A 12,815-nucleotide genomic window follows, 5' to 3' on the forward strand; every position below is an offset into this window, starting at 1 on the left:
CACCGGCTTGTACATTCGATCAAACGAACCGGACACAAACGGGTGGGAATGATCGTGACCATGCGCATCTCCGTCATCGGCACCGGTTACCTCGGCGCCGTCCACGCCGTCGGCATGGCCGAGCTGGGCTACACCGTCGTCGGCATCGACGTCGACGCCGAGAAGGTCGCGGCGCTGGCCCGGGGCGAGGCCCCGTTCTACGAGCCCGGGCTCGACGAGCTGCTGGCCAAGCACGCCGGCACCGGACGCCTGACGTTCACCACCGACTTCGCCGCGGCCGCCGGCGCCGACGTCCACTTCGTGTGCGTCGGCACCCCGCAGCGCCGCGACGGCCTGGCCGCCGACATGCGCTACGTCGAGGCGGCCGTCGACTCCCTCGCGCCGCACCTCGACGCCGCCTGCCTGGTGGTCGGCAAGTCGACGGTGCCGGTGGGCACGGCTGTGGCGCTGGCCGACCGGCTGGCCAAGACAGCGCCCGTCGGCGCCGGCGCGGAGCTGGCGTGGAACCCCGAGTTCCTGCGCGAGGGGTTCGCCGTCGAGGACACCCTGCACCCCGACCGCCTGGTCTTCGGCGTGACGTCCGACGACGCCGAGCGCAAGCTGCGCGAGGTGTACGCGCAGACCATCGCCGACGGCACCCCGGTCATCGTCTCCGACCTGCCGACGGCGGAGCTGGTGAAGGTGTCCGCCAACGCGTTCCTCGCCACCAAGATCTCGTTCATCAACGCCATGGCCGAGATCGCCGAGGTGGCCGGCGCCGACGTCACCAAGCTGGCCGACGCCATCGGGCACGACGCCCGCATCGGCCGGAAGTTCCTCAACGCCGGCATCGGCTTCGGCGGCGGCTGCCTGCCCAAGGACATCCGCGCGTTCATGGCCCGCGCCGGTGAGCTGGGCGCGTCGCACTCGCTGGCCTTCCTCGCCGAGATCGACGCCATCAACCTGCGTCGCCGCCAGTACGTCGTCGACCTCACCCGCGACCTCGTCGGCGGCAGCGTCGCCAACCGCCGCATCGCCGTGCTGGGCGCCGCGTTCAAGCCGCACTCCGACGACGTCCGCGACTCTCCCGCGCTGAACATCGCCGGCCAGCTGCACCTGCAGGGCGCCCGGGTGTCCGTGTACGACCCGAAGGCCACCGACAACGCCCGCAAGGTCTTCCCGACGCTGCCCTACGCCGACTCCGCCGTCGAGGCCTGCCGCGACGCCAGCGTCGTCCTGCACCTCACCGAGTGGCAGGAGTTCCGCGAGCTCGATCCCGCCGAGCTGGCCGGCATCGTCGAGACCCCGGTCGTCGTCGACGGCCGCAACTGCCTCGACGCCGACGCCTGGCGGGCGGCCGGGTGGACCTACCGGGGGCTCGGCCGCCCCTGACCCGCCCCCGGCTGCGTCACGGCTGGGCGTCGATGACGGACTGGGGGACGGCGTCGCCGTTCTGCAGGGCGGTCCAGAGCTCGCCGGACAGTTCGGGGTCCCAGCTGACGGTGTTGCCGATCTGGCCCAGCGGGACGGTGATGGTGTCGCCGGAGCCGCCGGAGACCGAGCCCATGCCGCGGGCGAACGCGAACATGTCCATGGGGCCGGTGTCTTCGTCGAGCACCAGGGCGTCGCCGCCGGCCAGCGCGGTGCGGGTCAGCTCGATCGGGTTGATCAGCGTGCCGGGCGACGTCGCCTTGTCGGCGATGGCCGAGATCAGCTCGCGCTGGCGCTGCACGCGGCCGATGTCGGCGGTGGGGTCGAAGTAACGGGCCCGGGCGTAGCCGAGCGCGTCGGGGCCGTTGAGCGTCTGGCATCCGGCCGGGAGGTCGATGTGCGCCTTGTCGTCCTGGATGGCTTCGTCGAGGCACATCTCGACGCCGCCGAGGGCGTCGACGATGCCGGCGAAGCCGCCGAAGCCGATCTGCACGTAGTCGTCGATGGCGACGCCGGTGGCCGCCTCGATGGTCTCGACCAGCAGCGGGGCGCCACCGAACGCGAACGCGGCGTTGATGCGGTTCTCGCCGTGCCCGGGGATGTCGACGACGGAGTCGCGCGGGATGCTGATCAGCGCGTTGCGCTCGCCGCCGCCGGGGACGCTCAGCAGCATGATGGTGTCGGTGCGCTGGCCCTCGACGCTGCCGGTGCCCAGCTCGCTCTGCTCCTCGTCGGAGAGGTCCTCGCGGCTGTCCGAGCCGACCAGCAGGAACACCCGGCCCTCGGACGTCGCCGAGCCGTGGTCGGACGGGATGGCGTCGACCTTCTCGATGCGGCCCCACACGTACCAGAGGAGCGCGCCGAGCGCGACGAGGACGACCAGCCAGAACGACAGGAACCAGCGGAGGAAGCGGACGAAGCCGGAGCGCTTGCGCTTCGGCCGGCCGGGCGGCTCGGCGCTCTCGCGGCGACGACGGGTGGGCGGCGGCGCCGCTGGGGGCGCGCCGGCGCCGTCGGTCTCGGCCGGGCCGTACGCGTCGGCCGGCATGACGCTGGTGCCGCTCGGCACCGCCGCGGCCGGGGCCGGCGCGGGCTCGTCCTGCGGGCTGTGGGCCACGCCGCCGCGATAGGAGACGCCGGGGACGTGGCCGGCCTGGTACTCGGTGACCTTGACCTCGGTCCCCCGGGCACCGCCGTCAGCCCCGTATGCCGCCATGCCTGCCTCGCCGTCTGGTCGCATCAGCTCGACCATACCGTCGCCGGACGGCTCTGTAACCTGCCGATCTCGCGTGTCAGCCCTGGACGACCACGGCATCACCGGCGCTCAGGCCGAACTCGGCGGCCGCCGAGCCGCCGTTCACGACCAGCTCCAGGAAGCCCGGGCCGGAGCTGCCGGTGACCAGCGCGGCGGCGCCGACGGGCACGTCGGAGAGCCGCTCGTGGTGGCGCACCTTCGTGGCGCCGACGGCGACCCGGTCGCCCGCGACGATGCCGAGGTCGGCGGCGGTGCAGGTCAACTTGCAGTTGCCGAAGTTGTCGACGAGCGCGACGTGGACGCCGTCCGGCTGCTCCGGCGCCGTCAGCTCGACGGCCGACGACGGCACCGGCCGGTCGTCGAGCACCCACTTGGCCAGCAGCGGCAGGTACCAGAGGCTGCGGAACTGCGTGGTGGCCAGCCCGGCGGCGTCGGCCGCGCCGATGGACGCCCACTCGGCCGCCGCCAGCACCGTCGCCGCGTCCGTCACCGAGACCGAGCTCACGCCGAGGTAGCGGCGCACCGGGTCCAGCAGCACCGGGTCGTACGTCGTGAACACGGTGTGCCGGCCGTGCCGGAACCAGCCGAACGGCGCCCCGTTGGGCCACCGGCCGTCCCGCGGCGCCACGTTGACCAGCGTCACCGTCGGGAAGCCGTCCTCGCCGAGCAGCCGCGTTGACAGCAGCACGTCCAGCAGCGTCAGCCCGGCCGACCGCAGCGGCGCCGGCCCGTCCAGCGGCAGCAGCACCGGCGACCGCCCGAACAGCGCCGCCATGCGGGTGGTCAGCCTGGCCTGCGCGTTCGCGTCGGAACAGTCGGTGAGGTAGGTGATCGGCGGATACATGCTTCCCCTCGGTGGGCACAAAAAAAGGGCCCCCGCGCGGTGCGGGAGCCCGAGAGACTGACGGAGGGACGCGTCAGGCCAGCATCGAACGGCCGCACAAGGAGTGCAGCATTCGCATCATGGCGTGGCCGTGCGTCACGTCACAGACCGTACCGACGCGCTTTCGGCCGGGTCAAGCCGTAGCGTGGCGGCCATGAGTCCCGAGGGCCGTCCGGCCTCCGCCGCGCAGACCAGCCTGTCGCGCATCATGACCGCGCTCGACACCAACCTGCTCGGCACCGTGCACGGTGGCGTCATCATGAAGCTCGTCGACGACGTCGCGGGCGCGGTGGCGCAGCGGCACTCCGGCGGCCCGGCGGTCACGGCGTCGATGGACGAGATGACGTTCCTCGAGCCGGTGCACGTCGGCAACCTCGTGCACGCGCACGCGAAGGTGAACTGGACCGGCCGGACGTCGATGGAGGTCGGCGTGCGGGTGGTCGCCGAGCCGTGGAACGAGGTCCGCCCGGCCACCGCGGTCGCCAACGCCTACCTCGTCTTCGTCGCGCTCGACCCCGACGGCGCGCCGCGCGAGGTCCCGCCGGTGCTGCCGGAGACCGACGAGGACCGCCGCCGGTTCGCCGAGGCCGAGATCCGCCGCACCCATCGGCTGGCCCGGCGCGCGGCGATCCTGCGCTCGCGCGAGGAGGCCGCGCCGACGGCCTGACGGCGGCGGCTGGCGGCCCGGTGGCTGGCGGCCCGGCGGTTCGCGGCCCGGTGGCGAGTACTGGTAGTGGTTGCCGGGGTGGTGACGAGAACGCCAACTGTTGGCGCTGGTGTCAACAGGTCCGAGACCTTGGGCCGACTGGCCGAGATCCGCCGCACCCACCGGCTGGCCCGGCGGTTCGTGGCCCGGCGGCGGGAGCTGTGGTGGTTGCCGGGGTGGTGACGAGAACGCCAACTGTTGGCGCTGTTGTCACGGGTCCGGGACCTTGGGCTGGCCGGCCGAGATCCGCCGCACCCATCGGCTGGCCCGGCGCGCGGCGATCCTGCGCTCGCGCGAGGAGTCCGCGCCGACGGCCTGACGGCGACTGGCGGCCCGGCGGCGGGAGTTGGTGGTGGTTGCCGGGGTGGTGACGAGAACGCCAACTGTTGGCGCTGATGTCAACAGGTCCGAGACCTTGGGCCGACCGCGCCGACCGGCCGACCGGCCGCGAGCGGGACGCGACCTGACCGTCGGACTGACACGGAGTCAACCGAACGGCCAGTTCTGCCCACTCCTGTGACTCATGTGACAGAAGAGGCGCTTGGGCTCGGCGTGCCGCCCGTGAATTCGGACCGGCCTGTGGTGATACTGGCCAAGCGGCGAGCACGGGGACTCGCCGGCACGTCCGGTTCGATGGGGGAAGTGCATGACGACAGCGGCACGTCCGCCGGATCCACGGCGGGTGCGGGCCCGCCGCGAAGCCATGGCAGCGCTACGGGCCCAGCGGGCCGAGGCGGCGCGGTTCCGCCGATCGGTGACGCTGGTCGCAATGTCCGTCGTCGCCCCCGGAAGCGCGCAGCTGATCGCGGGGCACAGGAAGACCGGCAAGATCGCGCTGGGGATCTACGGCGGGCTGATCGGCGTCCTGCTGCTGGTGCTGTGGCTGGTGCCGCTGCAGGACCTCGCCGGGCTGGCCGTCCGGCCGTGGCTGCTGACGGCGTTCAAGCTGCTCGCGTTCGGCGTCGCGGGCGCGTGGATCGTGCTGCTGCTGGACGCGTGGCGGCTCGGCCACCCGCCGGGGCTGAGCCAGAAGCACCGGCTGATCATGATCGGCGCGACGCTCGCGCTGGCGGCCATGGTGTCGACGCCGTTCTTCGTGGCCGCCCGGTACGCGACGGCCGCGCACGACGCCGTCGTCGAGATGTTCCCGTCCGGGCAGGTGGCGGCCGCGAGCGACGGCCGGCTCAACATCCTGCTGCTCGGCGTCGACGCCGGTGACGGGCGGGTCGGCGTGCGGCCGGACAGCATCAACCTGGTCTCCATCGACGTCCGCACCGGCGAGCCGGCGATGATCAGCCTGCCGCGCAACCTCGAGAACGCCCGGTTCCCCGACGGCACGCCCGCCGACGCCGAGTTCCCGCGCGGCTTCTCCGGCGACGGCGACGAGTCCGACTACATGCTGAACGCGACGTGGACCTTCGGCGAGGAGAACCCGGAGCTGTTCGAGGGCCCGTCCGGCCCCGGCCCGACCGCCGTCAAGCAGGCCGTCGAGGGCACCCTCGGCGTGCCGGTGCACTACTACGTGGCCGTCGACCTGCAGGGCTTCCGCGACATCATCGACGCGATCGGCGGCATCACCATCAGGGTGAACGAGGAACTGCCGATCGGCGACAAGGGCAAGGTGCTCGAGCCCGGGCTGCAGGAGCTGGACGGCTACCACGCGCTCTGGTACGCGCGGTCCCGCGAGGGCTCGTCCGACTACGCGCGCATGGCCCGGCAGCGCTGCGTCATCGGCGCGCTGGTCAACCAGGCCGACCCGCAGACCGTGCTGTCGAACTTCGTCGAGCTGGCCGACGCGTCGAAGTCGGTCATCACCACCGACATCCCGCGCCAGGACCTCGCCAACCTCGTCGACCTCGCGCTCAAGGCGAAGGACGAGGAGATCACCTCGCTGCAGTTCGTGCCGCCGCTGATCGTGCCGGCCGACCCGGACATCGGGCTCATCCACGACGAGGTCGACGCGCTGCTGTCCGGCGACGCGAAGCCGGCGCCGTCGGAGACGGCTTCCGAGGAGCCGTCCGACCCGCCCGCCGACGAGCCGGCGGAGGAAGCGCCGGCGGAGGAGTCGACCGACGAGCCGACGGACGAGCCGACGGACGACGGCGCGCAGGACGAGGAGGACGAGGAGACCGAGGAGCAGACGCCGGTCGAGATGTCGTCGGTGTGCTCCTACGAGTGAGCCGGGCGTCAGGCGCGGCGCGTGCGCAGGAGCACCACCGCGCCGGCCGCCAGCAGCACGACGCCGGCCAGCAGCACCGGCAGCCGGGCGGCGCCGGTGTCGGCCAGCTCGTCGCCGCCGGTGTTCGGCAGTTCGGTCCCGCCGTCCGTGCCGGCCTCGGTCCCGCCGCCGGAGGCCGTGCCGCCGTAGCCGCCTGTCTCCGCGCCGGCGCCCGCGGTCACCGTCAGCGCGGTCTCCGCCGTGTCGACGGTGTCCTCGTCGCCCTGGTCGCCCGCGCCGCGGATGGTCGCGACGCCCAGGTCGCCGGCGGCCGCGTCGTCGTCGAAGCGCACCTGCACCGTGGCCTCGAGGTAGCCGTCGTAGGCCACCAGCGTCTGGTCGGTATGGCACCGCAGCTGTCGCGGGCTCACCACGTCGCAGTCGTCCAGGCCGGTGGCGCCGACGACGGTGGCGCCCGCGGGCACGTCGACGTCCAGGCTCACGCCGTCGATGTCGACGCTGCCGTCGTTGCTCACGGTGGTGAGCAGGGCGACGGTCGCGCCGGCCGCGCCCTCCGCGGAAGCCGGGGCCGTGACCCGCAGGTGGTAGCCGTCGGGCGGGCCGACCTCGAGGACCGACGTGACGGTGTCCTCGCCGCCGTTGCCGCCCACGACGTGCAGCGTGGCCTCGCCCACGACCACTTCGGCCATGCGGTCGGGCAACTGGACCAGGAAGGTCGCCGTGGCCGTCTCGCCCGTCGCCAGGGCGGCGTCGGTGCGGCATTCGACCCGCTGCGGCGTCACCTGCTCGCAGCCGTCGCCGCCCTCGACCCCGGCGATGGTGACGTCGTCGCCGGTCACGTCGAAGCTCGCGCTGCCGCCGGTCATCTCCGCCGTGCCGGTGTTCGTCACGGCCGCGTCGATCGGCACGACCGATCCCGGCGGCGCGAAGACGTTCTGCGGGTCCAGGGTCGCCTCGAGGACGACCTCGCCGGCCGGCGTGGCCTCGGCGGTGGGCTCCGGCGTCGGTGTCGCCGTCGCGGCGAGCGGTGCGAGGACCAGCAGGGCGGGTCCGGCCAGCAGCCCGAGCGTGCGCGGCAGCCGGCGGGTACGGGTGTGTGGGGACATCGCGATCTCCTCCGTGGGTTCGCTCACAGAGGACGACGCCTGGCCGCCGGAAGAGGTTGCCCGGTGTCGCGGAGACGATCACTGAGCTCCCCGGCGCCGGCACCGGGTAAGGTGCCAGCCGACATGAACGCCGCCGATCCCACCCCTTCCGGCCGGCCGGTCGCGCCCGACGAGCGCGTGTGGCCGGCCGTCTCGGTCATCATGCCCGTGCTCGACGAGGAGCGGCACCTGGCCGAGGCCGTCGCCGGTGTGCTGGCCCAGGAGTACCCGGGCGAGCTGGAGCTGCTGCTGGCGCTCGGCCCGTCCCGCGACCGCACCGACGAGATCGCCCGCGAGCTGGCCGCCGCCGACCCCCGGGTGCGGCTGGTCGCCAACCCGGCCGGGCGCACCCCCGCCGGGCTGAACGCGGCGCTCGGCGCCGCGCGGCACGGCGTCGTCGTGCGGGTCGACGGCCACGGCGTGCTGTCCGACCACTACATCCGCACCGCCGTCGCCGAGCTGGAGCGCACCGGCGCGGCCAACGTCGGCGGCATCATGAACGCCGAGGGGCAGACCGACTTCGAGCGGGCCGTCGCCTGGGCGTACACGTCGCCGTTCGGGCTGGGCGGGGCGAAGTTCCACCTCGGCGGGCAGGCCGGCCCCGCCGACACCGTCTACCTGGGGGTGTTCCGGCGCGAGGTGCTCGACCGCCTCGGCGGCTTCGACGAGCACTTCGTCCGCGCCCAGGACTGGGAGCTGAACTACCGCATCCGGGCGGCCGGCGAGACCGTGTGGTTCACGCCCGACCTCGTCGTCAGCTACCGGCCGCGGCCGAACCTGCGCGCGCTGGCCCGGCAGTTCCTCAAGACCGGCCAGTGGCGGCGCGAGGTGGTCCGCCGCTATCCCGACACCGCGAACGTCCGTTACCTCGCCGCACCCGCCGTCACGGTCGCCGTCGCCGCCGGGACGGTGGCCGGGCTGGCCGGCCTGGTGGGGCCGTCGTGGCTGCTGATCGGCTGGCTGGCGCCGGCCGGGTACGCCGTGGGCGTCACCGGCGCGGCACTGCTGGCCGGCCGCGGGCTGCCGGCGAAGGCGCGCGCCTGGCTGCCGCCCGTCCTCGCGACGATGCACCTGACCTGGGGCGCCGGGTTCATCCTGGGGTCCCGCGACGCCGCCCGGTCGCGGCGCGCCGACCGCGACGCCGCGGCCGCGGGAGGACCGGCGACGTGAACGTCCTGATGCTCGTGCAGTCACCGGTGGCCGGCGACTCGCGGGTGCTCCGGGAGGCCGCCACCCTGACGGCCGAGGGGCACGCCGTGCACATCGTCGGCCGCGACGTCCCCGACGGCTTCGACCCCGGCGACGGCGTCACCGTCGAGTCGGTGACGCGGTCGCGCGGCATGCGCCCACCCGGCACCCCGCGCGGCGCCGCGCTGGCGTCGTCGTCCGGGCCCAAGACGGTGCTGCGCCGGTCCGGGCGGTGGCTGCTGCTGCCCGAGCACCGCGAGCGCACCGAGCGGCGCTGGCGTGACGACGCCGCCCGGCTGCTGGCCGGCCGGCCGGCCCACGACGTCGTGCACGCCCACGACTACAACACGCTGGCGCTCGGCGCCGACCTCGCCCGGCGGTGGTCCGCCCGGCTGGTCTACGACAGCCACGAGCTGTGGTTCGACCGCGGACTGCCAGGCCGGCCCACGCCGGTGGCGCGGTGGCGCGGACGGCGCAAGGAGACCGCGCTGGCCGGGCAGGCCCGGGTGGTCCTGACCGTCAGCGAGGGCATCGCGGCCCGGCTGCGCGGGCGCGGCCTGCCCGACGTCCGGGTCGTCCGCAACACCTTCCCGCTGGCCGACCACGAGCCGCCGGAGCTGCCCGCCACCCCCGCCGGGTTCGCCTACGCCGGGCGCATCGGCCCTGGCCGCGACCTCGAGGCCGTGGTCGGCGCCGCCGCCCGGCTGCCGTCGCTGCGCACCGTCGTCGCCGGACCGGCCGACCCCGGCTACCGCCTCGACACCACCGGCGTCGAGGTGCTGCCGCCGATGTCGCTGCCCGCGGTCGACACCCTGTACCAGGAGGTGGGTGTGGCGGTGGTCACCCTCACCGACACCTGCCTGAACCACCGGCTGGCGCTGCCGAACAAGCTGTTCCACGCCGTCCGGGCCGGCGTTCCGGTGGTGGCGGCGAACCTCCCGGAACTCCATTCCTTCGTGCTCCGTTACGGTCTGGGCCGCCTCTACACGCCCGGCGACGCGTCGTCGCTGGCCACGGCCGTGGAGGCGGTCGCGTCCGATTACACTGGCTACGTCGAGGCGGTGCGCAAGGCACGGCAGGAACTGGCCTGGGAGCACGACTCCCGCGTACTCGCCGACGCGTACGCGAACCTGGGGACGGCGTGAGATGACATACATCGTCGCGTGTGGCCCACGGGTGCGATATTTCGTCTGTGTGTCGTCTACCCTTGACCCGATCCGGTGCGGATCCACTCGGTCCAGCGCCTGGCCGCGGTAGAAAGGCAAGCCTTCGATGAACGCCACTCGTACCGACGAGGATTTCACCTCGTCGGTGCACGTGTACGAGCCGCATCGGGCGGGGCTGCCCCGCCTCGGGCCGTACATCCGTACCCTGTGGCACCGCAGGCAGTTCGCCGCGGAGATGTCGCGGTCGAACATCCGGGCAGCGAACACCAACACGTTCTTCGGCCAGATCTGGCTGGTGCTCAACCCGCTGCTGCTGGCCTGCGTGTACTACGTGCTGATCACCATCCTGCGCGGCGGCGACAGCAGCGACGCGGCGGAGCGGTTCGTGCACCTGTGCGCCGGGCTGTTCGCCTTCTACTACTTCTCCGGCTGCCTGCAGACCGGAGCGTCCAGCGTGGTGGGCGGCGGCAAGCTGCTGCTGAACATGTCGTTCCCGCGGCTGCTGCTGCCGTTGTCGGCGGTGCGCACGGCGTTCTTCCGGTTCCTGCCCACGCTCATCGTGTACTTCCCCATCCACATCGCGTTCGGGCAGCCGCTGCGCTGGGAGATGTTGCTGGCGCCGGTGTTCCTGCTGCTGCTGACGATCTTCGGCGCGGGCGCGGCGATGATGTTCGCCACGCTGCAGGTGTACTTCCGCGACACCGCCAGCTTCCTGCCGTACTTCGTGCGCATGTGGCTGTACCTGTCGCCGGTGCTGTGGTTCGCCGAGGACGCCCCCGAGCGGTTCAAGTCGCTCATGATCTTCAACCCGCTGTACTCACTGCTGGGTGGCTGGACCGACCTGCTGGTCCGCGGGCAGATCCCGGACCTGTCGCTGTGGATCTCCGGCGTCGCCTGGGCGGCCGCCGCAGCCATCGTCGGCAGCCTGTTCTTCATGTCGAGGGAGCGCGAGTTTGTCGTCCGTCTCTGAGGTTGGCGCCGTGACCACCACATCGGCCACGCCTGATGCCGTCGTCGTCGAGAACGTCTCGCTGACGTACCGCACCACGTTCGAGCGTGTCCCGACGTTCAAGACGGCGATCGTGCGGTTCGGCCGCGGCGAACGCGCCGTCAAGGAGGTCCAGGCGGTCCAGGACGTCTCGTTCTCGGTGCCGCACGGCAACGCCATCGGCATCATCGGCGCCAACGGCGCCGGCAAGTCCACGCTGATGCGCATGATCGCCGGCATCCTGCCGCCGACGAAGGGCCGCATCCAGGTCAACGGCCGGGTCAGCACGCTGCTGTCGCTCGGCGTCGGCTTCAACGCGGCGCTCACCGGCCGCGAGAACGTCGTCCTGGGCGGGCTGGCCGCGGGCCTGAGCCGCAAGGAGATCCAGGAGCGCTACGAAGAGATCGCCGACTTCGCCGAGATCGGCGAGTTCATCGACATGCCGATGCGCACCTACTCCTCCGGCATGTTCCAGCGCCTGGCGTTCTCCGTCGCCGTGCACATGGACCCCGACATCCTGCTCATCGACGAGGCACTGTCGGCCGGCGACGCCAAGTTCAAGCAGAAGGCCGCGGCCAAGATGAAGGACCTGGTGACGCACGCGCGCACCATGTTCCTCGTCAGCCACGCCCTCAGCAGCGTCCGCGACCTCTGCAACGACGCCGTGTGGCTGCACAAGGGCAAGCTGATGATGCGCGGCACCCCCAACGAGGTCATCGAGGCCTACAACACCTTCCTCAAGGTCGGCGAGGACGCCTTCAGCCTCGAGGACCTCTGAGTCGTGGCCGCACCACGTGTCGACGTCGCCATCGTGTCCGCCGGGCACGACGTCGCCGACGCGCGGCTGCACAAGATCACCGCGGCGCTGCGACGGGCCGGCCTGAGCGTCGAGCTGGCCGGCCTCGGTGACGCCGACGGCGGGCCGGCCGGCGTCCGCGTCCGCACCGAACAGCGCGGCGGCATGGCCCGGCGCGCCGTGCGGGCGGCCATGTTGCCGTGGCGCTCCCGCGCCCGCGTGCTGATGACCGTCGACCCCGACGTCGTCCCGATGGCCCGCGCCGCCGCGTCGGTGCGCCGCTGCAAGGTCGTCGTCGACATCCACGAGGACTACGCCCGGCTGCTGTCCGACCGGTCCTGGGCGCGCGGCCTCATCGGCATCGGCGCGCGCATGATCGTGCACGCCAGCACCCGCCTGGCCGCCGGCGCCGACGTCACCGTCGTGGCCGACGACCACATCCCGCCGCACCAGGCCCGCCGGCGCCTCGTCGTCGAGAACCTGCCCGACCTCCAGCTGCTCTCGCCCGGGCCGCCGGACGACCGTCCGCGCGCCGTCTACATCGGCGACCTCCGCGCCAGCCGCGGCCTGTTCGACATGGTCGACGCCGTCGCGGGGGCGCCCGCCTGGACGCTCGACCTCATCGGCCCGGTGGCCGCCGCCGACCGCGACCAGCTGGCCGCCCGGCTGGCCCACCCCGACGTCGCCGGCCGGGTCGTCCTGCACGGCCGGCAGCCACCGGAACTGGCCTGGCAGATCGCCCGCGGCGCCTGGGCCGGCCTGGTGTTCCTGCGCGAGACGCCGGCGTTCCGGCAGGCGATGCCGACCAAGCTGTACGAGTACCTCGCCAGCGGCCTGCCCGTACTGTCGACGCCGCTGCCCCGGCAGACCTCGGTCATCCGCGAGTCCGGCGGCGGCGTCCTCATCTCCGGCCCCGCCGAGGCCGCCGACGTCCTGCGCCGCTGGAGCGACCACCCCGAGGAACTGGACGACTACCGCGCGGCGGCCGCGGAGTGGACGGAGCGCAAGCTCAGCGAGCGCACCCCCTACGACCTCCTCGCCGAGACCGTCGCCGAACTGCTCGGTCAGCGTTCGACCGTGGCCTGACGGTCGGTGGCCG

General features: G+C 73.2%; 11 protein-coding genes. 8 read left to right on the plus strand and 3 right to left on the minus strand.

Annotated elements, in window-relative coordinates; translation table 11 throughout:
- Window positions 1-54: 54 nt before the first annotated feature.
- Entirely contained in the window at window positions 55-1,371 is a 1,317-nt protein-coding gene (locus BLV02_RS03530; protein WP_069110730.1) for a nucleotide sugar dehydrogenase, read from the plus strand.
- Window positions 1,372-1,387: 16 nt separating this feature from the next.
- On the opposite strand, the gene BLV02_RS03535 is transcribed toward BLV02_RS03530, so the two are convergent.
- Together BLV02_RS03535 and BLV02_RS03540 are read right to left on the minus strand one after the other, a co-directional pair.
- The gene (locus BLV02_RS03535; RefSeq protein WP_171906700.1) at window positions 1,388-2,650 is read right to left on the minus strand and encodes an LCP family protein; all 1,263 of its coding nucleotides are present in this window, start codon (window positions 2,648-2,650) and stop codon (window positions 1,388-1,390) included.
- A gap of 52 nt (window positions 2,651-2,702) precedes the next feature.
- On the minus strand, window positions 2,703-3,509 hold the full coding sequence (locus tag BLV02_RS03540; protein WP_069110471.1) for an SAM hydroxide adenosyltransferase: 807 nt from the start codon (window positions 3,507-3,509) through the stop codon (window positions 2,703-2,705).
- Window positions 3,510-3,702: 193 nt separating this feature from the next.
- Between BLV02_RS03540 and BLV02_RS03545 the strand changes: the two genes are divergently transcribed.
- Both BLV02_RS03545 and BLV02_RS03550 read left to right on the plus strand, forming a co-directional pair.
- The gene (locus BLV02_RS03545) at window positions 3,703-4,215 is read left to right on the plus strand and encodes an acyl-CoA thioesterase (RefSeq protein WP_069110728.1); all 513 of its coding nucleotides are present in this window, start codon (window positions 3,703-3,705) and stop codon (window positions 4,213-4,215) included.
- Window positions 4,216-4,900: 685 nt separating this feature from the next.
- Window positions 4,901-6,433, plus strand: a complete 1,533-nt coding sequence (locus BLV02_RS03550) for an LCP family protein (protein WP_141711487.1) — start codon at window positions 4,901-4,903, stop codon at window positions 6,431-6,433.
- An 8-nt stretch (window positions 6,434-6,441) separates the two neighbouring features.
- Here the strand turns inward: BLV02_RS03550 and BLV02_RS03555 are convergent, their stop codons facing one another.
- Window positions 6,442-7,539 (minus strand): hypothetical protein, encoded by a 1,098-nt coding sequence (locus BLV02_RS03555; protein WP_141711486.1) that lies wholly within the window; start codon window positions 7,537-7,539, stop codon window positions 6,442-6,444.
- Window positions 7,540-7,662: 123 nt separating this feature from the next.
- Here BLV02_RS03555 and BLV02_RS03560 point away from each other — a divergent pair, with 123 nt between their 5' ends.
- The 5 genes from BLV02_RS03560 (at window position 7,663) to BLV02_RS03580 (ending at window position 12,802) form a co-directional block, all read left to right on the plus strand.
- The gene (locus tag BLV02_RS03560) at window positions 7,663-8,748 is read left to right on the plus strand and encodes a glycosyltransferase family 2 protein (RefSeq protein WP_069110468.1); all 1,086 of its coding nucleotides are present in this window, start codon (window positions 7,663-7,665) and stop codon (window positions 8,746-8,748) included.
- Entirely contained in the window at window positions 8,745-9,911 is a 1,167-nt protein-coding gene (locus BLV02_RS03565; protein WP_069110467.1) for a glycosyltransferase, read from the plus strand. Before BLV02_RS03560 ends, BLV02_RS03565 begins: the two co-directional genes overlap by 4 nt.
- A 127-nt stretch (window positions 9,912-10,038) precedes the next feature.
- Window positions 10,039-10,902, plus strand: coding sequence for an ABC transporter permease (locus BLV02_RS03570; protein ID WP_069110466.1), 864 nt, complete (start codon window positions 10,039-10,041; stop codon window positions 10,900-10,902).
- Between the two features lie 10 nt (window positions 10,903-10,912).
- The gene (locus tag BLV02_RS03575; RefSeq protein WP_069110465.1) at window positions 10,913-11,698 is read left to right on the plus strand and encodes an ABC transporter ATP-binding protein; all 786 of its coding nucleotides are present in this window, start codon (window positions 10,913-10,915) and stop codon (window positions 11,696-11,698) included.
- Between the two features lie 3 nt (window positions 11,699-11,701).
- A complete protein-coding gene (locus BLV02_RS03580) occupies window positions 11,702-12,802 on the plus strand; it encodes a glycosyltransferase (RefSeq protein WP_069110464.1) in 1,101 nt (366 codons plus the stop codon).
- Window positions 12,803-12,815: the final 13 nt, after the last annotated feature.

The organism is Jiangella alba, assembly GCF_900106035.1.
GTDB classification, from domain to species: Bacteria; Actinomycetota; Actinomycetes; order Jiangellales; family Jiangellaceae; genus Jiangella; species Jiangella alba.